The following is a 25014-nucleotide window of genomic DNA, read 5'->3' as shown; positions in this document are numbered from 1 at the left end:
GAATGATCTGAACTTCGACCCTGTAATTTAAGGCGTGATGTTCAGAGTCGGACGCAAGGCCGCATTGCTGTTCTCACTTGAAGCGTAAGAGACCAAATTCGTGCTTGCCGCAGCGTTCGTGTTATACACGCGAATGGAGATTTTTTTCCCGCTTGCCATTGCAGCTTGCACTTGTGAGGTAACATTGATTTGGATCGGCGTTCCTGCCGTAATCGTATAATTGCCTAGTACCGTCGTTGATGTTGGTTTGTTATTCCAAGTAAGAGCACCCTCGGTCCACGTGTTGTTAGCGACCAACTCCACTCTATTCTGAATGCCTGCAGCGCCGGCAGCTGTCGGCGTCAGGGTAATGACCGCATTGCCAATCGTACCTGAATACGCGCTAAAATTAAATTTAAAATAACCTTCCCGCGCATAGGAAGAAGCATCGGCCTTCACCTCAACCGTGGCCGCTGACGTACCCGCTTGGTTCGTGCCCGCATAGCTGCCGTCCCTGGCGAATGAGTCGTCCACTGCTGTGAATGCAGTTGGATTAACTCCTGCAACGCCCGTTCCTTCATAGATGCCCATACTTGGTGCAAGCGTGCTTGAAACTGGATTGCCAAAGTAATCCTTGCCGCCGTTATTCGCTACAAGCTTGCCTGCCGCAATAGCCGGAGATCCGGTCTGCAATTGGTAAGCTGCAGCCGTTGCCAAACCAATACCGGCACCGCCTGGATTCTGGAATTTAGGATCAACCGTCAGTTTATAGGCATCCGCAGGCTCGCTCGCCGAATGCGTCCCGCTCGCTTCGTAGAACAGATTGTTGCTGAACGTATTCACGCCAAGATTGCTGTTCCAGTTCGTCGTATTCGTTTCACTTGCATTATAGAAAATATTATTATAAAAGGTATATCCTGTTTTCACCGTCGTATCCGCGCTAATTTTATTGGATTGCCCATCGTAGTAAAAGACATTGTTATACATATAGGCGGGATTCGTTTCATTTGAAGCAAAATGTCTGAAAATAAGTCCGTCATTTTGGCTGACGTTATACCTCATCACATCGTTTTTGTTGCCGCCCATTAAAAGCATGAAGCCCATCGGATTATCATGGCTGTAATTGTATTGGTACGTCGTATTTTCCAAATAGTAATCAAAATCGTAAGCGCATCCATCTTGATTCGAGATAGGTCCGCCGTAGGCTTCGTTATACTGTAAAACGGAATTTTTGGCCACCGCCAGCCAAATAGCGGCGATTGCATTGGAGGAGGCAATTCTCGTTCCGAAGCTCGTTGCCACGTTGTACTCTACAACCGCAGCGTCGGTATCCCGCAAAATAATGCCGTCTCCGCCAATGTCCGTCATCGTGTTATTGGCAATGTAAAAATTCGTATTCCAAGCGCCATACGTAGACGTTGCCGTAGTTCCGAACGAATTATCGTTCGTGTACGTTTTGTGCGCGGCTGCGCGAATGGCTACACGATCTACTTTGCGTATCGTATTGCCTACAATATGTACGTCGTTGAACCGGGAAATCGTAGCTTGTGATGTCGTATATGTACCCACGATCGTACCGATGATGCCTCCATTTTCCTTTGCTCCAGCATTTTTGTAGCCATTGACATCGTGAATGTAACAATTTTGGATATAAATATGATTGTAAACCTGATCGCTTTCATTCGCGTCAATGACGAAGAAGATCCCTGCATAAAGCGCATTCGCATTCGAACTATTATCCACGGATGGATTGTAGTTGGTCACTTCCAAATTGTTAATTTCCCAATATTGCTGGTTGCGCAAAAAAACAGTGCCTGTATTATAAGCCGTCGTGGAGTTTGCAATGGTTTGCGCGAAGGTCGAACCGCCCCCATTGATAATCGGCTTGCTGCCTGTGCCATATTGATTAATGACAATAGGCTGCCCTGCTGAACCGGAACCTTTTGGCCACAATTGGCCGTTCCAGATCCCCCCCGCCTTAAATAATACTTGATCGCCCGGTTGAAACGTCGTGCTGTTAATTTTTGCTAAGCTTTGCCAAGCCGCACTCGTGCTTGTTCCGCTGTTGCTGTCGCTTCCGTTGATAGAATCAACATAGTAGCTCGTGCCCGCAGCACTGGCGCGACTTGGCAGCCAAGCGATCATCAGACTTAGCAGCAGCATAATTAGTACAACGGATAGTGGGCGTTTCACATCTGACCGTAAAACCATAACTAAATTCCTCCTTTTGTGTACATCCATGATTCAAGAAATGATTCAAAAAAGTTCTTATAGACTCCTTTCCTGCTCCGAATAAAACGCTTACATTTATGTTCGGTCTAGTTGATACATTCAATTTTGCTGGAAAAAGAAGCAGATAGCTAGGCAGTTTTTTGACCTCTTCGGTGAATTTTTTAACCTTTTATTCCCTTTCATCCTTCTCAAATTCCACCCTGCTGCAAATTCTTATGTAAACTTCCTTGACATCAATACTCATAATGATTATCATTATCATTGCTTCTTTCTCAGTGATAATGATTATCATAAATAAGAGAATAGCCTAGGATTTATTCCATATAGAACATTGGGGGAACCATGTAATGAGAATGAGAAAATTCATACTAACCATCCATCTCTTGCTTAGCCTTACACTAGGTCTGTTTGTAGTCCTGACCTGTACGACAGGCAGCTTGCTGATGATTGAGCCTGAAGTCGAGAGCTGGATGCATCCTGTCAACCATGAACAAACACCTGGTCAAGTGAGTGCGGCAGTGATTAAACAGCATGCCGATGCAGCCAATCCCGGGTTTGTGGCCGACCGTATTGAATATCCGAAAAATGATCCGTTCTATCACGTTCATCTGACTCAAGCGAATAATGGCAAAGAAAACTTCACAGTCTATGCGGATCCAGGCACAGGAGATACTTTTGGCAAAGTACAAACTGATCGCCTTGAACCATTCGCTACGATCTATCAGCTTCATCGTTATTTCCTGCTTACCTCTGTGATTGGCAAAGTGCCAGCAGCCTCCCTCGTTGGAATCTTGGGAATTGCCCTGATGCTGATGTTGGTAAGTGGGATTTACTTATGGTGGCCAGGTCTTCGCAAACTGGCTACAGGCTTCAAAGTCGTACTCCATCGAGGGAAATTGATCAAGAATATGAGCTTACATAAGACGGTAGGTATGATTTCCATTCCCTTCTTGCTTGTGTTAGCTTTAACCGGCACCGTCAATGCCTTCGAGAAATCCATCCCGAACTGGGTAGGTTTCAAAGCCAAAGAAGAAATCCCTGCAACAGCCTTGCAAAGCAAATCCAAAGATGCCGCAGCGCTTCCACTGGACCAAGTTGAACAAATTGTGAAAGAAACATATCCCAAAAGTAAAGTCATCAAAATTCAACTTCCTCAGAAAGCCGGTCAATCTTATCAAATCGGTTTAAAAGAAGGCCTTAGCGGCAACGGCAGCAGCAATAGTACCCTTTATATGGACGCATCCACGGGTTCCGTTTTGTACAAAACAGACCCCAATCTGGCAATTAATTTCTATAATAGCTGGAGGAAAGGCCTCCACTTCGCTACTTGGGGCGGCGAACCGCTGCGAATCATCAGCTTCTTCTTCGGGATGACCCCGCTTGCGCTGATGATTACTGGACTCTTCATCTGGCGCATCAAAGCCAACGCGCGCAAGCGCAGCCGCAACAAATCAGCAGCTGGATCTGCCGCTGCCGCTTAGTTGCTATCTTAACTCCGCGAATCATCCAATAGCGGCATTTTCTTATACTTGGCTTTCACAGCCAAGTATAAACTTGTTGCTATAGCCCCCGACGTTCCGCAAATGATATCCGTCATCGTATCGATCAAGCTGCCATTTTGCGAGTTGAGTCCTAATAAATGATCTGTTGTAAATTCATAAATCTCCCAGACTCCTGCCATCGCTATGGAAAAAAACAAACTCAACCATATAGCCACATGGGCATTATGCGTCTTAGTAGTTTCTCTGTCATTAGCCTTCTTGTAAATCAGCAAACCAACAAAGCATAAGATAACACCTGAGAACAGATGCTCGAATTTATCCAGATAAGGAATAACACCATAGAACCCCAGTTCATTAGCTAGAATCATCGTAATACAAATAAATAGCAATACCGAGAATCTTAGCGCCGCGAACATAGGGGTCTTTGTAATTTTGACCACGATTCTTATTAACAGCAGCACTCCGATAATCAGTGCCGCTTCCATGACCTTGGCAGCCTCACCTTTTATTAAAAAGGAAACCAAGCATATGGCAGCAACCACATACATAACCAGTTCGAAAAGATCATTGCCTCTGTCTGTGTGTTTTTTTATTTGCATGACACTCACCTGCCTTCATTCCAGAAGTGTTAGATTAATACTGGACATTACACATTATGGTTCCTCTTTAAACAGTATATTATCGTTTATTCAATAAAAAAACCTAGCCTGTGGTTAGGTTAAGCCCCTCAGGGTTAGTCAAGGTACCTTGAGGCGTACAAAGCGGGAGTATCAGCCGAATACCAAGAGGAATAACTGCGGAATACAAAGCCTCCTAACGAACTCAATACACTCTATTCGATCAAAATCGCTCATTCTGAACATCTAAAGAATTCCAGATGCTCTATTTCAAGCAAATGATCTCCATTCGGCCAATAAAGTGCCTGGTAGCGCCAACTCTGTTCATTAAATCTCCAAAGTAGCCATTTTCTCGTCTATAAGTATCAGACAGTTCATTAGATGTTCTTTGCGAGCGGAGACCTCCAAAGCAAAGCGGCTAGGCTACCTAGTCAAGGTACCTTGAGGAGAAACAAGCCCCTGCAGGTTCAGCCAGATCCAACCCCGTAAGGTTGAAAAACAACCTTACCGCATGAGAAAAGCATGCCAAATTAGTGAAGCGGTGCAGTTAAAGCTGAAATACAGCGTTAAAGCTGCGGCATCAGCCAGAACCAACCCCGTAAGGTTGAAAAACAACCTTACGGCATAAGAACAGCATGCCAAATCAGCGAATCCGTGCAGTTAACGCTGAAATACAGCGTTAAAGCTGCGGCATCAGCCAGATCCAACCCCGTAAGGTTGAAAAACAACCTTACCGCATGAGAAAAGCATGCCAAATCAGTGAAGCGGTGCAGTTAACGCTGAAATACAGCGTTAAAGCTGCGGCATCAGCCAGATCCAACCCCGTAAGGTTGAAAAACAACCTTACGGCATAAGAACAGCATGCCAAATCAGCGAATCGGTGCAGTTAACGCTGAAATACAGCGTTAAAGCTGCGGCATCAGCCAGAACCAACCCCGTAAGGTTGAAAAACAACCTTACGGCATGAGAAAAGCACGCCAAATCAGTGAAGCGGTGCAGTTAACGCTGAAATACAGCGTTACAGCTGCGGCATCAGCCAGAACCAACCCCGTAAGGTTGAAAAACAACCTTACGGCATGAGAAAAGCACGCCAAATCAGTGAAGCGGTGCAGTTAACGCTGAAATACAGCGTTAAAGCTGCGGCATCAGCCAGAACCAACCCCGTAAGGTTGAAAAACAACCTTACGGCATAAGAACAGCATGCCAAATCAGCGAATCGGTGCAGTTAACGCTGAAATACAGCGTTACGGCTGCAGGTTCAGCCAGAACCTCCCCAGTAAGGTTGAAAAACAACCTTACGGCATGAGAAAAGCACGCCAAATCAGCGAATCGGCAAATGATAGTTCATTAGACTCCCTTTGCGAGCGAAAACCTCTACAGCAAGGAAGTCTGCGGTGGACGCCAATGAAAAAAACCTAGCGTGCGGCTAGGTTTCCTGCAATTTTGTGCACGGAGATGAATTAGGCTTCGAGTTAGTTCTGGGGCTGAACTTTCTTCGTTGCCTTCCCATTGAAAGATAAATAAGTCCACATCCGGAGCACGCGTTCCACCGGTCCATATGTAAAATGTGTCAGGTACCACCGACTGAAAAAAAGTTGACCGAGGTAAATGATCAAAGCAAGTCCGCAACCTGCAAGCACACCCATTTTACCGAACCAGCCAAGACCATAGCCATAGAAAATCGTTGTGCCTATCACGGATTGCAGCAGATAATTCGTCAGCGACAACTTGCCGACCGCTTCGAAGCGCAACAGCCAAGGGGAAGATTTAGCTGACACATAACATAGCGCAAAAGCGAAAATATAGCCAAGCGATAACAGATTCGATCCAATCATCTCGCCCATTTCGCTCCAGCCATAGTCAGGAAACACAGCTTTCGCTGCTTTCAGCAACACGCCAATGGGCAGGAAAATCAGCATTCTTTTCAAATAAACGGCACGTACGTTATCCGGCTCTCGAAACCATTGTTTCTTGGCCGCATACATACCGAATATAAACAGCGGCGCTGTCATAAGAGGGGCGAACAGCATCATGGTAATAATCAAGTATTCATGTAATCCAAGTGGGTCCGCGGTATTTCGGTGATGCTTAATTTCTTCATAGCTGCCCGTTCCATAAATGGTGAACGTATCCTTGACATAAGCTTCCATGCGAACTTTGTCTTCCATTGAAGACAAATGATTCGTGCTTTCAGGAGCTAACCCAAGCAGACCGAATAACCCCAGCAGCAAGGCTCCCACAATGAGCAGCGTCTTGGCTTTGCGATTCATAAAAAGCAGCAGGAAAATCCCCATACCTCCATAGAACCCCAGTATATCGCCTTCCCATAAATAAGTGCCATGTGCAATACCTACTGCAAACAACAACAGAAACCGTCGCCCCAAATATCTTCTTGGCTTTAACCCTTTGGCTGCAAGGCTTTCCTGCATGTTAATCATGCCAAAACCAAATAAAAATGTGAAAATCGGCATAAAACTGCCCTCTACAAAAATATGTAAAAGCGTCCTCGTAATCGAGTCCACTTGTGATAAGGAATAGACCGCCATCTCATCTTTACCCCATATGCCATATTGAAAAATAAGCATATTCGCCAGCAAAATTCCCAGCAAACTAAAACCCCGCATACTGTCAATGATAGACAATCTATTCGGTTGTCCAGCCATTTCAATCCCCCCCCCATTTACCTTGAAGGCAGTTGGACAACCACCGTCGTCCCTTGGCCAATCTGACTGTTCATTGTGATGGTGCCATGATGAAGAGTTACAATTTTCTTTGCAATCGCAAGCCCCAGACCATTGCCGCCAATGCTGCGGTTTCGCGATGGATCTGTTTTATAGAAGCGCTCGAAGACATGTTCGAGGTGCTCCGGCGCTATGCCAATCCCCGAATCGGAAATGGCCACGACAATTTCATCCGCAGCATGGGTAATACGAACTTGGATATGCCCGCCTGCGGGCGTAAATTTGATACTGTTGCCGAGTATATTCATCCATACTTGATTCAGTTGATCGCGGTCTGCTTTTATTTTGAGAGCAACGTCCATGTCTAAATCGATGACAATATCTTTGACCAACCATTGGGGCTCGCAAGTGACCACGATTTGCCTGATTTGCTCGTCGAGATGATACGTAGTCGCGTCGAACGGATGATGCTCCGAATCCAGGGATGCAAGTTTCAGCAAATTATCGCTAAGTCTGGATAGGCGCCCGCTCTCCGCGATAATGATGTCCAGATAATGATTGCGATGACTTTCCGCTACCAAGCTGCTGTTCTTCATGGCCGTAGCGAATCCGGAAATCGACGTTAACGGTGTTTGAATTTCGTGAGAAACGTTCGAAACGAAATCCTGCCTCATCTGCTCCACCTTTTTAAGCGCACTTGCCATTTCGTTAAAGCTTTGCGTCAGAGCGCCCATTTCGTCCAAGCGTTTCGTTTTTATTTCAACGTCGAAATCGCCTTTCGCTAAACGTTTGGTTGCTTGCGTCAACACTTGGAGAGGTTTCACCAAATACCTGGCCGCTACCAAGATGCATAGACTCCCAATCAGCAAAGCGAGAATGAGGACGAAAAAGACCATCCGATTAATCATATTTTCGTTCTGTGGAGAAAATTGCATGAACATGGCGTGCGACTTCCCTGCGAATGAGAAAGGAAGCCCGATGAACGTCTGACTAACGTTGCCAGGAGAACGATACACCTCTCCATTCAGCACATGACGCACCGCTTCCGGCGCTATTTCAACGCTATTCGTATGGTTTAAGTCATAGTACGTAACTTTGTCAGTATCTTCATACATATGGATTGGATAAGAAGATACTTTGACCATACGCTTCAGGAATGCTTCCCGGTCATCGGGTTTAGTCTGCTCATAGAGACGTATAATTTCTTCGCCTACCGCAATCATATCCTCTTGTCCGGCATGGTTGATTTCTTTATTGAATAGAAAATAGCCAATATAGAAAGCAGACAGCAAGCTGAAAATAATGACGGCCAGAAAGGTGCAAATGACCCTGACATATAAGGTTTTGATCATCATGTAATCACTAGCCGGTACCCTAGACTGCGGGCAGTTTCAATTTGAAAATGATGCGAATCGTTGGCAAATCGTTCCCTGAGCCGTTTAATGTGAACATCCACGGTGCGGTCATCGCCTTCATAATTCATTCCCCAGATCTGAGTGATCAACTGCTCCCTGGTAAAAATTTGCCCAGGTTGGTTAGCCAGCTTGAACAGCAGCTCGAATTCTTTTAACGGCAAGGTAAAAATCTCGTCGCCCCGAATCACTTGGAAATTGCGGCGATTCAGCGTAATGCCGCCTAGTTGTGCCGTTTGTGAAGACGCAATCATATATCTTTTCAGCAGCGCTTTTACTCTCATCACAAGCTCCAGCGGATCGAACGGCTTCGTTAAATAATCGTCCGTGCCAAGCTGAAATCCTTTTACTTTCTGCCCAGATTCGCCCTTGACCGTGACCATCAGGAGCGGAATATTCGCATCGATTCGCCTGATCTCCCTGCACAGCTCCCAACCGTCTAATTGAGGCATCATGATGTCGAGGATCACCAGATCTATCCGAGTTTCCTCCATAATCGCCAATGCTTCAACACCGTCTTTTGCCTCCAAGATTTCAAATCCTTCATTCTGCAAAAATAAGGTCATCAGCTCGCGAATATAAACATCGTCGTCGGCGATTAAAATTTTGGCCATGCGCCTTCACATCTCCAATTTCTTTCGAATTAGTCCCTTATGGGCGGAAGGCGGCATCAACCAAACTGCCACCCCAGTAAATTCCAATGATAGTAAAATAAACTCATAACCACTGATGCTAATACAACGAGCGTGTAATGCACGCGCTTGAGCGCCGTCCAGTAGCTGCCTTTCCATGCCATGACTGCAAAAGCCACCATCGTCACCGTCAATCCGACCAGGATGATGGGCATGAATAAATACAGATTCAACTGCTGCGTAATGCGGCTAAGTCGGTCCAGCAAATCCATATTCAACACCACGAGGAACGTGGCCATGAGAGTCGCCAGCGCCCAAACAGCGGTAGCAGTGGACAACCGGATTGCCCATTTTTGCCATTTCGGCATCGCTTTAATGTCGCGTCTGCGATAGGCTGACCCTAGCAATACGCTGATGAACAGAATAACCGAGATGCCGAGCAATACAAACCAGAACTTCGAACGATCGAGCAGCGGTGTCGGTTCGAGCGGCATTCCAGGAAGAATATCAAGCAGCAGGTGAGTGACTTTGCCAGAAGCATCCGTGCGGAATCCGATTTGGTGCGCGCTTTCGACATCCTGGAATAAATTTGGTCCAATCGGAGCGAATACTTGCTGCTCCGCTCCGCTCCCAATCGAGAGTCGGTTATCTGTCACCCCAATGCTGATCTGCGACAGGAAACTGAAAAACTTATCGATATCACTGTGGTTTCGACGCGTGAATTGATAAGAACCGGCATACTTCTGCACGTCCTTCTCAAGTTCGGCTGACACTGGCGGCAGTTTGACTGCTTGGGCTGGATAGTAGCGATCGAAAAAGGCTTTCGCCAACCCTGACGCTGACGCTCCTCCATCGCCTCCGCTTGAAGAAACGAAAATCCCGATTTTCTTGTCAGGGACAAGATATAATTCCGTCGTGAACAGCGTGTCGGCGCCTCCATGAGAAATAACCCGCAATCCGTTCATTCTCTGTTCGATGAAGCCAAGATCCATACCCGGCAATCGCTCATCAAACTGGAAAGCAGGTGATTGCATCAATCTGAGCGTTTCGGGCTTTAGCATTTGTTTGCCGGCATAACGTCCATCCTGTAGATGGGCAATCATGAAATGGGCCATATCAATCGCCGAAACCGCCGCTGATCCTGCAGGTCGGAACCCCCCTTCGAAAGTAGGTGGCTTGGTTACGAATTTGCCGTTTTCTCGCGCATAGCCGAGCATGGCATAGGGCTCTAAAGACACTGAAATCGGCTCCTGCACAGTAGCATATTTCATTTGGAGCAGATCAAAGATATGGGTCTGAATGTAGTCATTGTAAGGCATACCGCTAACTTCTTCGACAATGAGTCCAGCCAGCGCGGCTCCATAGTTGGAATAGGACATCATCTCGCCCGGTGGCCGAACAAGCGCTGGCATATGCTTGGCAAGCGTTTCCGAAATCGATACCGGCAGTTTCCCAGGATCGGTCGTGATTTGATAACCAACGCCCCCTTCCTCAAATCCGGCCGTATGGGTCATGAGATGATGCATCGTAACTGGCTGCGAATAGGTGGACGGTAGTTTCACAGTTTTTAAATACGTATTGACGTCGGTATTAAGATCGATCTTCCCCTGCTCGACCAATTGCATGACCGCGGTCCATGTAAACAGCTTCGTTGTTGAAGCAATCCGGAACAGGCTGGTCTCAGGGTTAACCAGCGTGCCTTCTTCCAGGTTAGCGTGACCATAACCCTTAGCCAGCATGATCTTCCCATCCTTGACGATCGTGACGACCGTCCCTGGAATTTTGAAATTATCCATATTCGCTTTCATAATACCATCAATAAATGCCGTTAACTGGACATCATCGTTCAAATCTGCTGCTCCCGCCGCCGATGCCTGAGTCCCCATAAAACCAGTCCCCACCCCAACGATCAGCAGCATCCATATCAGCATTGTACGAGAGATCTTCTTCATAGACAATGAGTTCATAGAGCCTCCAACATTCTTCCTATTTTTGATAACGAAGTCATGACTTCCTTGAGAAATCATATCAAATTTATATGAACGCAGAGTGAACCTATTGTTCTTGAAAAAGAACAATAGGCTGCTTTGCCAGTTGAACACTGGCGAGCAGCCTATTAGCTTTGAGGACGAATAACCACTTAACCGTCACAGGAAAACAGTTTTCCAGTTGGAAGATAGCAGGAGCACGAGACTGCCTACAGGAAGATCACCTTCTGAATTCCAAATAAACTGGCCCCCCTGCAACAACCAATAACGCGCATAAAACCATTTTGCAAACTAACTTTTTCTTAGACGATAACATGGTAAACCTCCTTTAAAGTAATAATACTAACAGTGTTGGTAGGAACATTTGACTACATCTTTAAAATAAAAAAGAAGCATACAGTTTAACTTGTATGCTTCTCTTACAATATGCTCTTTGAATTGCCAACTATCATTTTTCTTATTTACGAAATCCTATTCAATAGATAACTTGTATTTATCTAAAATTGGTTTTAACTTTGCAACATAATCTCTTTCAGATTTCTGGGCATCTGTAAGGAGTTGATTAGCTTTTGTAATCTTGGACATATCACCTGAATTAATTGCAGCTACTATTTCTGTAAAAGCTTGTTGTTGCTTTTCTGCAGATGAAATGTATAACTCATGAATTAGACGAATTTCTTCTGAAGGTGCTGAAACTTTTTGTATTTTTTCTACTAGAGTAGTTGCAGCCGGAATAAATTTATCTGAAACCAACTTACCAAATGTTGCATTGTCCACTTCCCCACTTGCGGAGGCCTTACGCAATTGATCCCAATTAGTATTAATAGTCAATAGTTGATTAGTTGTTTCTTTAATACTGGTTACATATTTGCTAACTGCATCTTTTTCTTTCTTCTCGGCTTCTTCTTTTGCTTTTTTCTCAGCCTCTTCTTTTGCTTTTATTTCTTCATCTTGTTTTATTTTTGCGTCATCTAACTTTTGTTTGGCTTCAGCATTTTTAGGCTCCTCAGCAACTGCTGTAGAAAATGCTGTAACCGCTTCGGCATATTTCTTATCAACGAGCGCCTTATTTCCTGCTTCAATACTTTGCTTGTATTTTGCAGATGTACACCCAGATAAAACTATCAGTAAAACAATTGAACCTATTAATAGCTTCTTCAAAACTACACTCTCCCTATTTCTCTAATAAAATTCCTGATATTTACATCTATTTTAGCACTTATTTCCTATTTTGTCATGAAAAAGATGGAGTTATTTGTCGATATATAACAATTAACATTTAATGAGCATTAATTATTAGATTAAGAAGTTAATGTAAAAAAGCATTCTTTCCACTCAATTTGTGGGATAGAATGCCTTAGTATTTAAACAGCAAATTCGGGAACTCTCTACAATGCAGCTCCATAAAGTATTTGTAAGAGTTCTTTTATTCTTCGTCAACTACTCCAAAGATACTATACTAATGCTCGGACCTGTTTATCCTAGAGAAAAATAATCATTCGGTTTTTACTGCTTTTGCGCGAAGAATATGAGAGAAGCTCTCCATTCCTTGATCTATCTAGTCATTGCCAATGTACGACGCGTATTCGTCTGCTGTAAGCAAGCCTTCCAAGGCATCAGCACCCGATACTTCCACTTCAACCATCCAGCCTTCGCTGAAAGACGCGCTGTTCACGAGTTCAGGAGAACCTTCCAATGCACTGTTCACAGCCGTCACTTTGCCTGAAATGGGAGAAAAAATATCTGAAACCGTTTTGACGGATTCCACACTCCCGATGCTTTCGTTCGCGGTAATAGCTGTTCCGACCTTAGGAAGTTCCACAAACACAATATCACCCAATTGATCTTGGGCAAAATCGGTAATGCCCACACGTACAACCGTATCCGACAGCTTCTCTACCCACTCATGGTCTTTGGTGTATAACAAATTGGCTTGTACTTCACTCATCGATTAACGCCTCGCTTACCCGCAAATTTTGCTTTTAGCTTAATCTAAGCGGAACATCAAAGTCAAGGCGGGACTCCAAAATATGTTCTTAAAAGTTGCAGTTGACAATTCCCACCAACTTGGGCAAATAATAAAGTAATTAAATATTGGCGAATGATGGTATAGGGAGAGACCGCAACGCAAGTACGCGGCGCCGAAGGAGTAAGCCCGAAGTGGTGAATCTCTCAGGCAAAAGGACCTGTATCGGACGCAACTCTGGAGAGCTTCGATCACCGCAATTGGCGGAGAATCGGACACCCAAGGGGAAACTCGAAGAACGTTAGTTCGCTCGAGGCAACTCTCAGGTACAAAGGACAGGGCAAAAGGTATGTTTGTGTTTCATACTTTTTGCTCTTTTTTGCATGCCCATGACAATGTTTCGGGCAACATAAACAGTATACAAAATGTGGAACGAAGGTGAGGTTGCGAGCATGCTAAAACGAACACCGCTCTTCCCGATTTATGCGGAGCATGGAGCAAGAGTCATTGATTTCGGCGGCTGGGAGCTGCCTGTGCAGTTCGCCGGGATTCAAAAAGAGCACGATGCCGTCAGGCAGCAAGCCGGACTTTTTGATGTGTCCCATATGGGCGAAGTCAACGTGAGCGGGGAGGACGCCCTTGCTTTTATACAACGCATCACGACGAATGACGCCTCGAAGCTTGCAACAGGCCAGTGCCAATATAGCCTCATGTGCTATCCCAGCGGCGGTGTTGTCGACGATCTGCTCGTATACAAGGTGAGTGATAACAGCTATATGCTTGTCATCAATGCGTCCAACATCGACAAGGATCTCGCTTGGATGCAGCAAAATCTCAGTGGCCAGGTAGAGCTTGCCAATATCTCGGACGAAACCGCTATGCTCGCACTGCAAGGACCGCATGCCGAGCACATTTTGGCCAAAGTGACAGATGCCCCTATTCAATCCTTGAAAACGTTTCGCTTCCTGCCTGAGGCAGACGTCAAGGGAATCAAGGCGCTCATATCGCGCACAGGCTATACAGGCGAGGATGGATTTGAACTTTATATTGATCAAAAGGATGCTGTGGCGCTATGGAAGCTCCTTCTTGAGGCAGGGCAGGAACATAGCCTTGTCCCGGCAGGTTTAGGGGCGCGTGACACGCTGCGTTTTGAGGCGCGGCTGCCGCTTTATGGGCAAGAGTTGTCACAGGACATTACGCCGCTGGAAGCCGGACTCTCTTATTTCGTCAAGCTGGATAAAGGTGATTTCATCGGCCGCGAGGTGATCGCAGGACAAAAAGCAAACGGGACTCCCCGCAAGCTAGTCGGTATTGAAATGATCGAACGCGGTATTCCGCGCCCCCATTATCCCGTTTATGCGGAAGGCAAGCAGATCGGTGAAATCACGACTGGCACACAATCCCCAACGTTCAAAACGAATGTGGGGCTGGCGTTAATCGACTCCGCTTACAGTGCTTTGGGCAGCGAGCTAACGGTTGAAATCAGAGGGGCTCAGGTGAAGGCCAACGTCGTTGCGACCCCTTTTTATAAAAGAAAATCATAGGCAGATTAAACGACATGCGAGAGGAGCCTTCCCGTCATGAAACACCGTTACTTACCGATTACTGAGCAGGATCAGAAAGAAATGCTGGACACTATCGGCATCTCCTCCCTGGAAGAGATGTTTCAGGATATTCCGCAACAGGTTCGCTTTCAGGGTGAACTGAACGTCTCCAAGGCGCTCGATGAGCAAGGCCTGCTGCGTTATATGCGCGGCTTGGCGGGCCGCAACGCCGACTTCGACCGCTATGCCAGCTTCCTCGGCGCTGGCATCTACGATCATCACCTTCCCGTGGTAATCAATCACGTCATCTCACGCTCAGAGTTCTACACTGCGTATACGCCTTACCAACCGGAAATCAGCCAGGGGGAGCTGCAGGCGATTTTCGAATTTCAGTCGTACATCTGCGAGCTTACCGGCATGGCCGTGGCGAACGCCTCGATGTACGACGGCGCGACGGCCCTGGCCGAAGCCGGAGCCCTGGCCAGCGGCGCAACGAAGCGCAGCCGGCTGCTCGTCTCCCGCGCTGTGCACCCGGAGGCGCGCGCGATTCTTAGCACGACCGCCCGCGGGCTGAACCTGGAAGTGGTCGAGATCTCCCTCACGCCCGAAGGCGTGACGGACTTCGATGACCTCACTTCCAAGCTCGAGGGCGACAAGGCCGCCGCGGTCATCCTCCAATCGCCGAATTTCTTCGGCTGCTTGGAGGATATCGCGGCCGTGGAGCCCCTCGCGCACGGCGCGGGCGCGCTGCTCGTCGTGAGCGCCAATCCGCTCACGCTCGGGCTGCTGGAAGCGCCGGGCAAGCTCGGCGCTGACATCGTCGTCGGCGACTGCCAGCCGCTCGGCATCCCAGCTTCGCTGGGCGGGCCGACGTGCGGCTACTTCGCCGTCGCCGAAGCCTTGATGCGCCGCATGCCGGGGCGCATCGTGGGCCAAACCGTGGACCGCGCCGGCAAGCGCGGCTTCGTGCTCACGCTGCAAGCGCGGGAGCAGCACATCCGACGTGAGAAAGCCACGTCGAATATCTGCTCCAACCAAGCGCTTCTCGCGCTCTGCGCATCCGTGTACTTGTCCACGATGGGCAAGCAGGGCATTCAGGACGTCGGCAAGCTCAACGTCCAGAAAGCCCATTACGCGGCGAATCGACTCACCGCGTCAAGCAAATTCAAGCTGCCATTCACCGGCAGCTACTTCAATGAATTCGCCGTCCAATTGCCGGACGGCGCGAACGTCCAGGAGCTGAACAGCAAGCTCCTGCAGCATAACATCATCGGCGGCTACGACCTCGGCCGCGACTATCCCGAACTGGCCGGCCATATGCTGATTGCCGTTACCGAGCAAAGAACGCGCGAAGATATCGACGCCTTCGCCACCGTATTGGAGGAACTCGTATGAGCGAAAACAACGTGAATGTGAAAGCCGACGGCAAAGCGCTCATTTTCGAAATGAGCCATCCCGGTCGTGTCGCCTATGCCTTGCCTGAATCTGACGTGCCAGAGCTGAACTTCGATGAAGCGCTGCCTGCGAAGTTCATGCGCAAGCAGGCTCCAGACCTTCCTGAGGTGTACGAAGTAGACGTAATCCGTCACTACACCGCCCTTTCCCGCCGAAACTTCGGTGTCGATAACGGTTTCTATCCACTCGGCTCGTGTACGATGAAATACAACCCCAAAATTAATGAAGACGTAGCCCGCTTCCCAGGCTTCGCCAAAATACATCCGTACCAACCCGAAGAATCGCTGCAAGGCGCATTGGAGCTGCTCTATAATCTCCAGCATGATCTTGAAGCCCTCACCGGCATGGATCGTGTAACCCTTCAGCCTGCGGCCGGCGCTCATGGCGAGTGGACTGGACTCATGATGATTCGTTCCTACCATGAAAGCCGCGGCGAGAAAAGAACCAAAGTCATCTGCCCTGACTCTGCCCATGGCACCAATCCGGCCAGCGCTACAGTCGCCGGCTTCGAAACGGTCACGATCAAGTCGAACGACCGCGGCCTCGTCAACCTCGATGAACTGCGTCGCGCGGTTGGCCCAGATACCGCAGCGCTCATGCTCACGAATCCGAACACACTCGGCTTGTTCGAAGAACAAATCGTCGAAATTGCTGAGATCGTCCACGCCGCGGGCGGACTCCTCTATTACGACGGAGCCAATGCCAACGCGATTATGGGCATCACGCGACCAGGCGACATGGGCTTCGATGTGGTGCATCTCAACTTGCACAAAACGATGAGCACGCCGCACGGGGGAGGCGGTCCTGGCGCTGGTCCCGTCGGTGTCAAGGAAAGGCTGATCCCTTTCCTCCCAACACCGCTGGTTGCCAAACGCGATGACGGCAGCTTCTATTTCGACTACAACTATCCGCAAACGATCGGACGCGTCAAAGGCTACTACGGCAACTTCGGCATTCTTGTTCGGGCGTATACGTACATCCGCACACTCGGTCCTGAAGGCTTGCGCAAAGTTTCCGAATACGCCGTGCTCAATGCCAATTACATGCTTGCCCGGTTAACACCGTATTTCGATGTGCCTCATCCACGTTTCTGCAAACATGAATTCGTGCTTTCCGGCAACAGGCAGAAGAAACTGGGTGTCCGCACGCTGGACATTGCCAAGCGCTTGCTCGACTTTGGCTATCACCCACCAACCATTTATTTCCCGCTCAGCGTGGAAGAATGCATCATGATTGAGCCAACAGAAACGGAAAGCAAACAGACGTTGGATGAATTTATCGATACGATGATTGCCATCTCCAAAGAAGCCGAAGAAAATCCGGAATTGGTCAAAAATGCCCCTTACACCACCGTAGTCAGCCGAATGGACGAAGCACTCGCCGCGCGCAAACCCGTTCTTAACTGTACTTGCGGATAGTCCCTAACTTCACGGCGTTGCCTCAACCATCGTCAAATTAACGGCGCCGTTGTTCCGACGAATCTGAACCTCCCGCCGCTCAGCCTCTGGTTAGGTCAGCATACACTTGAAGTCACAGCAACGGATCTAGCCGGCAACCAGATCATTTGGATGATTTGCTGCGATTATTATGGCAACTCGGTTATTTCCAACATCAAGACACTTACAACAGCTTGTAAAATAAAGTCGCGCAGCTCCAGATGCTGCGGAATGCCATCCAGCAGCTGCAGCAAAAGATAAAAGCGCAGAAATAGCTCGCCCTTATAAACAAATGAGGCTGCCAGCAAGGTTATCAACCTTGTGAAGCAGCCTCATCTCTTTATTTATTCGCCTCATACAAGTAAAGCACATAATCAGTTGGAACACCTGTGTATCCAAGCTGGCGCAGCATCGACGTGATATTGCCACGGTGATACGTGCCATGATTTACCACATGCTGAATCAACTCACTGATGCTGGCTTCCAGAACCCCTAGGGTTGGATGGGTGAAATCCCTCACCAACTGGGGAACACCACCTTCATTCAAAAAATTCCGATAGGACTCAGCAAGCTCCAAAAACAAAGCTTCTAGCTCCTTGATACTTTTCCCCGTCGTCTTTTCCTGGACCTTAGCTCGCAATTCCTTGGCTTCTTCATAACTGCGTCCTTGCACGGCGGCGAGCCAAACCGTATCTACCTGATAGATATGTACTAGTCCTGCATAAAGGCTAGGGAACACATCCTTTAGCTCCTGATGCAGAGTCTCCTCCGACAGCTCCGCTAACCGCGCAAAAACTCGCCCATTTGCCCACGCATGGTATTCGTAGCTCTTCATAGTTGGATTAGACATTAACTCCATCCTCTTTCTTGGCAGCTTGATACAGCTCGATCAACGTGCCATCCAAATCTCTGAAGTATGCAAATTGCCCCTTCCATTGCGCATTGTAATGAGGTTCTTTCACAAATTGAACGTCTTTTTCACGCAGCCGCGCATAGGTAGCATCTAGATCTTCTACTTCAATATTCAGTAAAAAGTTCGTGGCATACGGGTTGTTGGACTCCAATACTTCTCCTAGTGACTGACTCATTGCTTTGCGTGACAACAGTTCGACGCGAGCAGCACCCGTGTGAAACAAGGCATACTCCATTGATTCTTCATACCAATCGACCTTGAGTTCCAATTGATCTCTATAGAAAGCAACACTCTTCTGAAAATCTTCCACCAAAATGCGAACTTGCAATAAATTCATTGTATTTCCTCCTTGGGCTTCACTTAAACCCATTGTAGAACATCTTCACTGACAGAAATGGTCAGTCAAGTTCAGCTGCCGCATAAAATTGATGTAAATTTCTGGATACCTCAATCATTAATCTCTTGAGCAGCTGCGGTTCCTTGATTTGGAGTGTCCCTCCATAAGTCAGAAGGAAATAAGGCAAATGAAATTTGACAGAGCGCTCCTCCATGCGAAAATGCGCCTCGAACTGCGTTCGTTCCACGAGTGTATGAACTAGAAACCAATGACCGCACAAGTCATCCAAGGCTTGTTCCTTCCCCGTTATTTTGACAGAGATCATCTCATCCGGTTTCTCCGTATCTGGCATTACACCGGAAAGAAGAAATTTGCGCGCAGAGAAATCGGCAGGCCGCTCAAATATTTGATCCATTGTCTCCAGCAAGCGAATGCGATCGATGCGAAAGCTGCGAATCGTGCTGCGAAGATGGCAATGACCAACCACGTACCATTTGCTTTTCCAACTAACAATTCCATAGGGATCTAGATCGCGAGACTCAGTGACAGTGCCATACCCTTTCTGGTATTGCATACGAATTGTTTGACTCTTAGCTACAGCAACCTCAACTTCCTGTAAAAGATGGGTTTGCGAAGCATCCGCTTGAGGGTGAATGACATCCAATCCTTGTTCATGCAGGTGGATCTGACGAAGCTGCTCTTGATTGGTGTACATTTTCAACTTGGCAACCGCTTGACTTAGCTTCTCTCCGTAAGGATAGCCAGCCTCCTGAGCGAAAGCGGCAGCTTGAATCAATGCTTTCTGCTCATCGAGATCAAAAACAAGCGGCGCATCCTTAAACTCCCCTAGAAGGCTGTACCCGCCATTATGGCCGGAATCGGCAATAATTGGGACACCGCTAGCGCATAAGGCATCGATATATCGGTATACTGTTCGAATATTAATTTCCAGTTTTTCAGCAAGCTGTTTAGCGGTTACTCTCCTATTCGACTGGAGCAGCCACAGGATTGTAAGCATATGATCTGCTTTGCTCACGTTACACCGACAACCGTTCCACTAAGCGATGTGAGTCCAGTACTAGATCACCACGAATGCTGCAAGCATTCGGATTGTTTAAGCTATCCAAGAAATGCTGAACAACGCTTGCGAAGCCTCTTCTTTCCAGCACGGTGTCCCAACTTCCGAACGTACGCACACGTGGGGCTCCACCTTTCTCATAGAAGACGGCTGACTCCAGATTCGTAACTTCCACAGACCGCCCGCTTCCGTGCAGCTCGACTTTTTCGAGATCTACGCCTGCAAGCCGAACCATGCTGTATGTCCCAACCGCCGAGCCGAATGCCAATGTTCCCGAGGCATGAAGCAGCTTGCCGGCATCATCAACTTGCTGATGATATGTGTTTACTTCATAAGGGCTTTCGCCCAGCCATAATAAAAGGTCCAGCATATGTATCAAATCATCATATAAGGTTTCTTTGGCGCCATGGCCTTGCAGCTTGATCCGATGCTTCACGGCTGAACACCAATCGAAGCCGCCTGCTTCCTGCAGCCATTGCTTGGCCTCCACATAGAGCGGAGCAAATCTGCGATTAAAGCCCGCAGCAAGCAGAATGCCTTTTTGTTCCGCAAAGGATGCCATTTGCACCGACTGATCCCAGTCATAGGACAACGGCTTATCGACATAAACGGCTACACCATGCTCGATACATTTCATTGCAAGCTCATAATGCGTCGAAGTTGGACTATGCACAAATACAGCATCCAATCCCAAAGCTAGCAGCTCATCCAAATTCGTTGTCCCATAAGGGATTCGATATTTAGCCTTCATTCGTTCAACCGTAGTTGGTGTAGAGCTCATTATGCCTGCAATTTCTACCGACTCATTGACCGAAAGCAGCGGCAAATAGACCTTTTGCGCGATATCACCCAAACCAATAAGTCCGATTCTTTTTTTAGTCATAGCCTATTCCCTCCTCAATTCTTTTCCAAGTACCAATCGCCCAACCAATACGCCCAGCACTAGCAAGACAGCTCCTACAATCGTTGAAACGCCATAAATCTGCACCCAGAGTGGGGCATCGATGAGCAAGGCATACACTTTTCCGCCAAAAATAGGTCCTAAAAAAGCTGCAAATCCGGTAATTGCCGAATATGTCGCAATATACATCGGCCGCTCGCTCTTAGGCGTATCACCAATCGTAAATGTAAAAACCATCTGATTAAACCCGCCCAGACCTACGCCAAGCACAATATGAACAGCATACAAAACGGCTATAGCTGGAATGAAAGCAATCGCTCCCCACAATAAACAAGCAAGGGCAATAATCGGCAAGGACCACAACAGCAAAGTTTGCGCGCTGAACCGTGCATTCAGATTTCCCCACACATAATAGCTCGCCATCATGACCAAGGTATGTACCACAGTAATTAATGACACTGTTTCATAGTTAATTTTCATTAACTTGAGCATCACATAAGAGAAAAGTGGGACGGTCACCCCCTGCACGAATAAAAATACGGCCAAGAAGAGAATCGCTTTAAGAAAAGCACGATCTCTGAGCGGCTTGCCGATCATCCCGACCGGGTTGGATTCCGTTGAGGGCTCGAAAGGCGGGTTCGGATATAAAAAGAAAGCGGATATATTCAAAATGACACACACCGCACAAATCATAAATAGAATAGTAAAGCCCTGACCGCCAGGATATCGGTCCAAAATTTGCCCGCCAACAAAAAGCGCGAGCGAACTAACGCCACCCAGGATCGTATTGCGCAGCCCAAAGTATCGCCCGCGAATAGGCCCAGGCACCGCATCGCTGATGAGCGAAGTCCAGACAATACCGCCTGCCGCATTGCCTAAATGCGCAGCCGTGTAAAGCACGATATACATGAATACCCACATATCCTGCGGGAAGACGAATGGAATAACGCCAACAGCGGTCCAAAGGATTCGATGCGAGGAAGCAAAAATAAGCAGCATTCGCTTGCGATTTCTAAATTTTTGCATGATGACAGCCATGCCGATTTGAATAATATTAACAACCGTTGTAACAGCCAAAACAAAACCTATTTCCGTTGAGGTCGCTCCCAAATACAACAAGTATCCCGTTAAAAACGGTCCACCCAGCAGTTGGAAAATAATGACTGCCGGGAACCCTTCCAGCGTAGCTACCAGCAAACTTTTACGGTTGGAAGACATTTTCTTTCTAGGATTTCGCCAACGATCCAGCACATTCATGAGTCTTCCTCGCCTCCATTTGTAATTCTTGGGTGATAAGTAGATCTACTAGTTACAAAAGATAGGGCGCTTATGGTAAAATAGGACTGACTTCCTAATCTATCATGTCAGGCGGGATCATCGAATAGCCATGAAACCAAACCATTTTGGTCTTATCACAAGTTTATTACTCTTTTTGATCTTCATTGTACTCTCTCTTGTGTTCCAGTCAACCACTTATTTGTATATCGCAAGCGTGGGGCCGCTGCTCATTGTTCCCTTTCTTCCTGACATCCGAACCGGTCAATTCATTAAACCGAATCAGGCCAAAGGTGCTGTCCGATTGATCACAATGGAGAACAAAGATCAAGCGGATGCTGATTTTCTGGTCATCTATTTTGATCCAGGTTATGTGAAATGGAACAGCGGGAAACTTTTCTTCCATTTGGATGATATCATGAAAAATGTGTATATCAAACCAGATCCTTTAGCCGCGACGTTGACGGTTTTAAAATATGATCTTTTTCTTCACCGCAGCAAGAAAAACTGGGTCGGCATTTCTTTAGCACAACTCAAACAGCGCACGGAACAGCTATCTTATACAACCAACGAAGTCAATCGCCTCGTCATCCAATTGTCTGATATCATTGAACTCTTGCAGCGTCCACTCTCGCAGCCAGCTGCGACGGGTCAAAGTATTGGCGCATAGATTAACAGAGAAACACCCAGCCATCTAAGATGGCTGGGTGTTTCTTTGTTGCAGCGCCGGCACAGTGGTACTCCCTGTGCGGACTGCGACATAGGCAAGGATAATTGAAGGCTTCTGTCCCAGCTCAGCAACCAAGGCAGACACACACTTGCGAATATGGCAAGCAGACGGCGGGGAACACGTCAAACCAGTTGAATTGGCAGAGGCTCTTCAAGCCGACCTGAGCCAGCGACAATGAAGCGATGCTCGCTGGCAAAACCTCGTGGACATCTCCAATCCATTCACCGAGGATTTCAATGATTTCACACTGCCTTGGGGAACCTCAGTCGGTAAAAGACCTGCAGCTTTAACGCTGTATTTCAGCGTTAACTGCGCCGATTCGCTGATTTGGCGTACTTTTTTCATGCTGTAAGGTTGTTTTTCAACCTTATGGGCTTGGTTCTGGCTGATCCTGCAGCTTTAACGCTGTATTTCAGCGTTAACTGCGCCGATTCGCTGATTTGGCGGGCTTTTCTCATGCGGTAAGGTTGTTTTGCAACCTTACCGGCTTGGTTCTGGCTGATCCTACAGCTTTAACGCTGTATTTCAGCGTTAACTGCGCCGATTCGCTGATTTGGCGTACTTTTTTCATACTGTAAGGTTGTTTTGCAACCTTACGGGCTTGGTCCCGGCTGATCCTGCAGCTTTAACGCTGTATTTCAGCGTTAACTGCGCCGATTCGCTGATTTGGCGGGTTTTTCTTATGCGGTAAGGTTGTTTTTCAACCTTACGGGCTCGATGGGGATCGTGTGGGAACGCGAGAGATTGCTTGAGATTAATGGAAATAGAGATCGTGAGGATATGGAAAAAGAGCCCGTGAGGGCTCTTTCGTTGGTTCATCTATTCAGTTGCTCTCCGCACAGATAGGCGGCAAGTGTGCGTACCATGACACCTGTTGCCCCTTTGGGTTCGATGCCTTTGGCCGACCATAACCAAGCTGTCCCGCCGGTATCCAGGTGGATCCAAGGCGTTTCTTCAGCGAAGAAGCCGATGAATAATCCCGCGGTAATGGCTCCCGCCCAGCGATCTGACGATGTGGAGTTCTTGATATCAGCCACATCGCTTTTGAGCATGGCGCGGTATTCCGGATAGTTGGGCAGCTGCCACACTTTCTCGCCTGCTGCGGAAGCAGCTTGGAGCAGCGGCTTCAGGAACAAGTCGTCATTCGTCACAGCCCCTGTCGCGATATCGGCAAAGCAAATCAGAATGGCGCCTGTTAAGGTAGCAACATCAATGAGGCGTGTCGCGCCTTTCTGCTTGGCGTATGTAATTCCTTCAGCCAGAATAATGCGGCCTTCGGCATCTGTATTCAGCACTTCAACGGAATGCCCGCTGAGCAGCGTGACGATGTCACCCGGACGATAGGCTGCGCCTGATGTCATGTTCTCCGCCGTTGGGATCACGACAACCAAGTTCACCTTGGGCTTGAGTTGACCGACGATGTGCAGGGCTCCGAGCAGTGTGGCCGCTCCGCCCATATCACTGATCATCTCTTCCATGCCATCGGGCCGTTTCATCGAGATTCCGCCAGTATCGAAGGTCACGCCCTTGCCGACGAGGCCCAGCACGTCGGCGGAGTCCGGATCACCCTGATACTGCAGGGTGATCATGCGCGGCGGGTTGACGCTGCCTGCGCCAACCGCGATGAGGCCGCCCATCCCGCGCGCGGCAATCTCTTGCTCGTCCAGCACTTCGCAGGCGAAGCCGTAGTGCTGGGCGAGCCGAACGGCTTCCTCTGCGAGGGAAGCCGGAACGAGCTTATTGCCCGGGAGGTTCGTCAGATCCCGGGCATAGTTCGTGCCCTCCGCAACCGCCGAGGCGGTTGCGATGGCCACCTCCAGAAGCGCTGCATCCGCAGCCGCTTCTGTGAGCAGTACCGCCCGGCGCAGCTCAGCGCGCGCCGGGTCGCTCTTGCGGTACGCCGCGATGCGGTACGTACCGAGAAGCAGCCCTTCGGTCAGCGCCGAGGCGGCGGACCGGCTGTCGAACCCGCTTGGCAGCTTCAGCGCCAAGCTCTCTACCCCAAGCGCAAGCGCCTTGCGGCTTGCGAACACCGCGGCTGCACGCAGCGTATCGCGTGATGCTGCGGGGCCGAGCCCCGCAACCAGCACGTACGCGTACGGCAGCAGCCCATAAGTGGGCAGCGCCTCAAGCTCGCCGGAGGCGCCAGTGATTTGGCCCTTTGCCAGCATGCGCGCAAGGGCCTCATCGAGCTGCGGCTGTCCGAGAATAATCTCCTGGCGCAGCTCAGCCTCACTCAGGCAGACTAGGATAGCGTCTGCCCCTGTTGCGTTATCCAATAATGACGTATACCCACTTGTTGTAATCGTCGTAATTTTAGCAAACATCGCTTCGAT

20 protein-coding genes and 2 riboswitches are annotated in these 25014 nt (G+C 48.2%); of the genes, 5 read left to right on the top strand and 15 right to left on the bottom strand.

The features are described 5' to 3' along the window. Nucleotides 1-27: 27 nt before the first annotated feature. The gene (locus tag IEY34_RS25035) at nt 28-2190 is read right to left on the bottom strand and encodes a CBM96 family carbohydrate-binding protein (RefSeq protein ID WP_189016561.1); all 2163 of its coding nucleotides are present in this window, start codon (nt 2188-2190) and stop codon (nt 28-30) included. Nucleotides 2191-2558: 368 nt separating this feature from the next. On the opposite strand from IEY34_RS25035, the gene IEY34_RS25030 reads away from it, so the two are divergent. Beyond that, the gene (locus tag IEY34_RS25030; protein ID WP_189016558.1) at nt 2559-3692 is read left to right on the top strand and encodes a PepSY-associated TM helix domain-containing protein; all 1134 of its coding nucleotides are present in this window, start codon (nt 2559-2561) and stop codon (nt 3690-3692) included. Between the two features lie 8 nt (nt 3693-3700). Here IEY34_RS25030 and IEY34_RS25025 read toward each other — a convergent pair whose 3' ends face one another. The 7 genes from IEY34_RS25025 to gcvH all read right to left on the bottom strand — a co-directional run bounded on the left by IEY34_RS25025 (nt 3701) and on the right by gcvH (nt 12991). After that, nucleotides 3701-4312, bottom strand: a complete 612-nt coding sequence (locus tag IEY34_RS25025) for a DUF2238 domain-containing protein (RefSeq protein WP_189016555.1) — start codon at nt 4310-4312, stop codon at nt 3701-3703. Nucleotides 4313-5802: 1490 nt separating this feature from the next. Further along, complete coding sequence (locus IEY34_RS25020) at nt 5803-6993, bottom strand: DUF418 domain-containing protein (protein ID WP_189016552.1); 1191 nt, start codon at nt 6991-6993, stop codon at nt 5803-5805. 17 nt (nt 6994-7010) lie between these two features. Next, nucleotides 7011-8366: a sensor histidine kinase gene (locus IEY34_RS25015; RefSeq protein WP_229757832.1), complete on the bottom strand. Its 1356-nt coding sequence runs from the start codon at nt 8364-8366 to the stop codon at nt 7011-7013. Continuing rightward, nucleotides 8363-9037, bottom strand: coding sequence for a response regulator transcription factor (locus tag IEY34_RS25010; RefSeq protein ID WP_189016549.1), 675 nt, complete (start codon nt 9035-9037; stop codon nt 8363-8365). Before IEY34_RS25010 ends, IEY34_RS25015 begins: the two co-directional genes overlap by 4 nt. A gap of 56 nt (nt 9038-9093) precedes the next feature. Then, a complete protein-coding gene (locus IEY34_RS25005; protein WP_229757831.1) occupies nt 9094-11022 on the bottom strand; it encodes a serine hydrolase domain-containing protein in 1929 nt (642 codons plus the stop codon). 492 nt (nt 11023-11514) lie between these two features. Next, the gene (locus IEY34_RS25000) at nt 11515-12204 is read right to left on the bottom strand and encodes a hypothetical protein (RefSeq protein WP_189016546.1); all 690 of its coding nucleotides are present in this window, start codon (nt 12202-12204) and stop codon (nt 11515-11517) included. 397 nt (nt 12205-12601) lie between these two features. Next, nucleotides 12602-12991: a glycine cleavage system protein GcvH gene (gene gcvH / locus IEY34_RS24995; protein ID WP_189016543.1), complete on the bottom strand. Its 390-nt coding sequence runs from the start codon at nt 12989-12991 to the stop codon at nt 12602-12604. A 153-nt stretch (nt 12992-13144) separates the two neighbouring features. After that, nucleotides 13145-13241, top strand: a riboswitch (glycine riboswitch). Between the two features lie 3 nt (nt 13242-13244). Continuing rightward, a riboswitch (glycine riboswitch) is annotated at nt 13245-13350 on the top strand. Nucleotides 13351-13461: 111 nt separating this feature from the next. Here gcvH and gcvT point away from each other — a divergent pair. Genes gcvT through gcvPB form a run of 3 tightly spaced genes read left to right on the top strand, consistent with a single transcriptional unit; the run spans nt 13462 to nt 17426 of the window. Next, complete coding sequence (gene gcvT, locus IEY34_RS24990; RefSeq protein WP_189016540.1) at nt 13462-14553, top strand: glycine cleavage system aminomethyltransferase GcvT; 1092 nt, start codon at nt 13462-13464, stop codon at nt 14551-14553. Between the two features lie 36 nt (nt 14554-14589). After that, the gene (gene gcvPA, locus IEY34_RS24985) at nt 14590-15948 is read left to right on the top strand and encodes an aminomethyl-transferring glycine dehydrogenase subunit GcvPA (protein WP_189016537.1); all 1359 of its coding nucleotides are present in this window, start codon (nt 14590-14592) and stop codon (nt 15946-15948) included. After that, the gene (gene gcvPB / locus IEY34_RS24980) at nt 15945-17426 is read left to right on the top strand and encodes an aminomethyl-transferring glycine dehydrogenase subunit GcvPB (protein ID WP_308423051.1); all 1482 of its coding nucleotides are present in this window, start codon (nt 15945-15947) and stop codon (nt 17424-17426) included. The genes gcvPA and gcvPB overlap by 4 nt, the downstream gene beginning before the upstream one ends. A 167-nt stretch (nt 17427-17593) precedes the next feature. Here gcvPB and IEY34_RS24975 read toward each other — a convergent pair whose 3' ends face one another. The 6 genes from IEY34_RS24975 to IEY34_RS24950 form a co-directional block, all read right to left on the bottom strand. Then, entirely contained in the window at nt 17594-17752 is a 159-nt protein-coding gene (locus tag IEY34_RS24975) for a hypothetical protein (RefSeq protein ID WP_189016534.1), read from the bottom strand. Nucleotides 17753-17784: 32 nt separating this feature from the next. Next, nucleotides 17785-18294 (bottom strand): DinB family protein, encoded by a 510-nt coding sequence (locus IEY34_RS24970; RefSeq protein WP_189016531.1) that lies wholly within the window; start codon nt 18292-18294, stop codon nt 17785-17787. After that, on the bottom strand, nt 18287-18694 hold the full coding sequence (locus IEY34_RS24965) for a VOC family protein (RefSeq protein ID WP_189016528.1): 408 nt from the start codon (nt 18692-18694) through the stop codon (nt 18287-18289). The genes IEY34_RS24970 and IEY34_RS24965 overlap by 8 nt, the downstream gene beginning before the upstream one ends. Nucleotides 18695-18755: 61 nt before the next feature. Further along, complete coding sequence (locus IEY34_RS24960; protein WP_189016525.1) at nt 18756-19730, bottom strand: helix-turn-helix transcriptional regulator; 975 nt, start codon at nt 19728-19730, stop codon at nt 18756-18758. A 1-nt stretch (nt 19731) separates the two neighbouring features. Continuing rightward, nucleotides 19732-20655 carry a Gfo/Idh/MocA family protein gene (locus IEY34_RS24955; protein ID WP_189016522.1) on the bottom strand — a complete coding sequence of 308 codons (924 nt, stop codon included), beginning with the start codon at nt 20653-20655 and terminating at the stop codon, nt 19732-19734. A 3-nt stretch (nt 20656-20658) separates the two neighbouring features. Further along, on the bottom strand, nt 20659-21930 hold the full coding sequence (locus IEY34_RS24950) for an MFS transporter (RefSeq protein WP_189016519.1): 1272 nt from the start codon (nt 21928-21930) through the stop codon (nt 20659-20661). A 130-nt stretch (nt 21931-22060) separates the two neighbouring features. On the opposite strand from IEY34_RS24950, the gene IEY34_RS24945 reads away from it, so the two are divergent. Next, a complete protein-coding gene (locus IEY34_RS24945; protein ID WP_189016516.1) occupies nt 22061-22618 on the top strand; it encodes a hypothetical protein in 558 nt (185 codons plus the stop codon). An 875-nt stretch (nt 22619-23493) separates the two neighbouring features. On the opposite strand, the gene IEY34_RS24940 is transcribed toward IEY34_RS24945, so the two are convergent. Then, the gene (locus IEY34_RS24940; RefSeq protein WP_189016513.1) at nt 23494-25005 is read right to left on the bottom strand and encodes a leucyl aminopeptidase; all 1512 of its coding nucleotides are present in this window, start codon (nt 25003-25005) and stop codon (nt 23494-23496) included. Between the last annotated feature and the right edge of the window lie 9 nt (nt 25006-25014).

Origin of the sequence: Paenibacillus marchantiophytorum (assembly GCF_014640555.1) — a bacterium.
Taxonomy (GTDB): domain Bacteria; phylum Bacillota; class Bacilli; order Paenibacillales; family NBRC-103111; genus Paenibacillus_E; species Paenibacillus_E marchantiophytorum.
Note: the sequence above shows the minus strand (reverse complement) of the source record. Positions and strands in the feature narration are given on the sequence as shown.

Bases quoted from the DNA above. Each gene is read 5' to 3' on its own strand.
- IEY34_RS25035 (WP_189016561.1), bottom strand. From the start codon at position 2,190: ATGGTTTTACGGTCAGATGTGAAACGCCCACTATCCGTTGTACTAATT.
- IEY34_RS25030 (WP_189016558.1), top strand. From the start codon at position 2,559: ATGAGAATGAGAAAATTCATACTAACCATCCATCTCTTGCTTAGCCTT.
- IEY34_RS25025 (WP_189016555.1), bottom strand. From the start codon at position 4,312: ATGCAAATAAAAAAACACACAGACAGAGGCAATGATCTTTTCGAACTG.
- IEY34_RS25020 (WP_189016552.1), bottom strand. From the start codon at position 6,993: ATGGCTGGACAACCGAATAGATTGTCTATCATTGACAGTATGCGGGGT.
- IEY34_RS25015 (WP_229757832.1), bottom strand. From the start codon at position 8,366: ATGATGATCAAAACCTTATATGTCAGGGTCATTTGCACCTTTCTGGCC.
- IEY34_RS25010 (WP_189016549.1), bottom strand. From the start codon at position 9,037: ATGGCCAAAATTTTAATCGCCGACGACGATGTTTATATTCGCGAGCTG.
- IEY34_RS25005 (WP_229757831.1), bottom strand. From the start codon at position 11,022: ATGAACTCATTGTCTATGAAGAAGATCTCTCGTACAATGCTGATATGG.
- gcvH (WP_189016543.1), bottom strand. From the start codon at position 12,991: ATGAGTGAAGTACAAGCCAATTTGTTATACACCAAAGACCATGAGTGG.
- gcvT (WP_189016540.1), top strand. From the start codon at position 13,462: ATGCTAAAACGAACACCGCTCTTCCCGATTTATGCGGAGCATGGAGCA.
- gcvPA (WP_189016537.1), top strand. From the start codon at position 14,590: ATGAAACACCGTTACTTACCGATTACTGAGCAGGATCAGAAAGAAATG.
- gcvPB (WP_308423051.1), top strand. From the start codon at position 15,945: ATGAGCGAAAACAACGTGAATGTGAAAGCCGACGGCAAAGCGCTCATT.
- IEY34_RS24970 (WP_189016531.1), bottom strand. From the start codon at position 18,294: ATGTCTAATCCAACTATGAAGAGCTACGAATACCATGCGTGGGCAAAT.
- IEY34_RS24965 (WP_189016528.1), bottom strand. From the start codon at position 18,694: ATGAATTTATTGCAAGTTCGCATTTTGGTGGAAGATTTTCAGAAGAGT.
- IEY34_RS24955 (WP_189016522.1), bottom strand. From the start codon at position 20,655: ATGACTAAAAAAAGAATCGGACTTATTGGTTTGGGTGATATCGCGCAA.
- IEY34_RS24950 (WP_189016519.1), bottom strand. From the start codon at position 21,930: ATGAATGTGCTGGATCGTTGGCGAAATCCTAGAAAGAAAATGTCTTCC.
- IEY34_RS24945 (WP_189016516.1), top strand. From the start codon at position 22,061: ATGAAACCAAACCATTTTGGTCTTATCACAAGTTTATTACTCTTTTTG.
- IEY34_RS24940 (WP_189016513.1), bottom strand. From the start codon at position 25,005: ATGTTTGCTAAAATTACGACGATTACAACAAGTGGGTATACGTCATTA.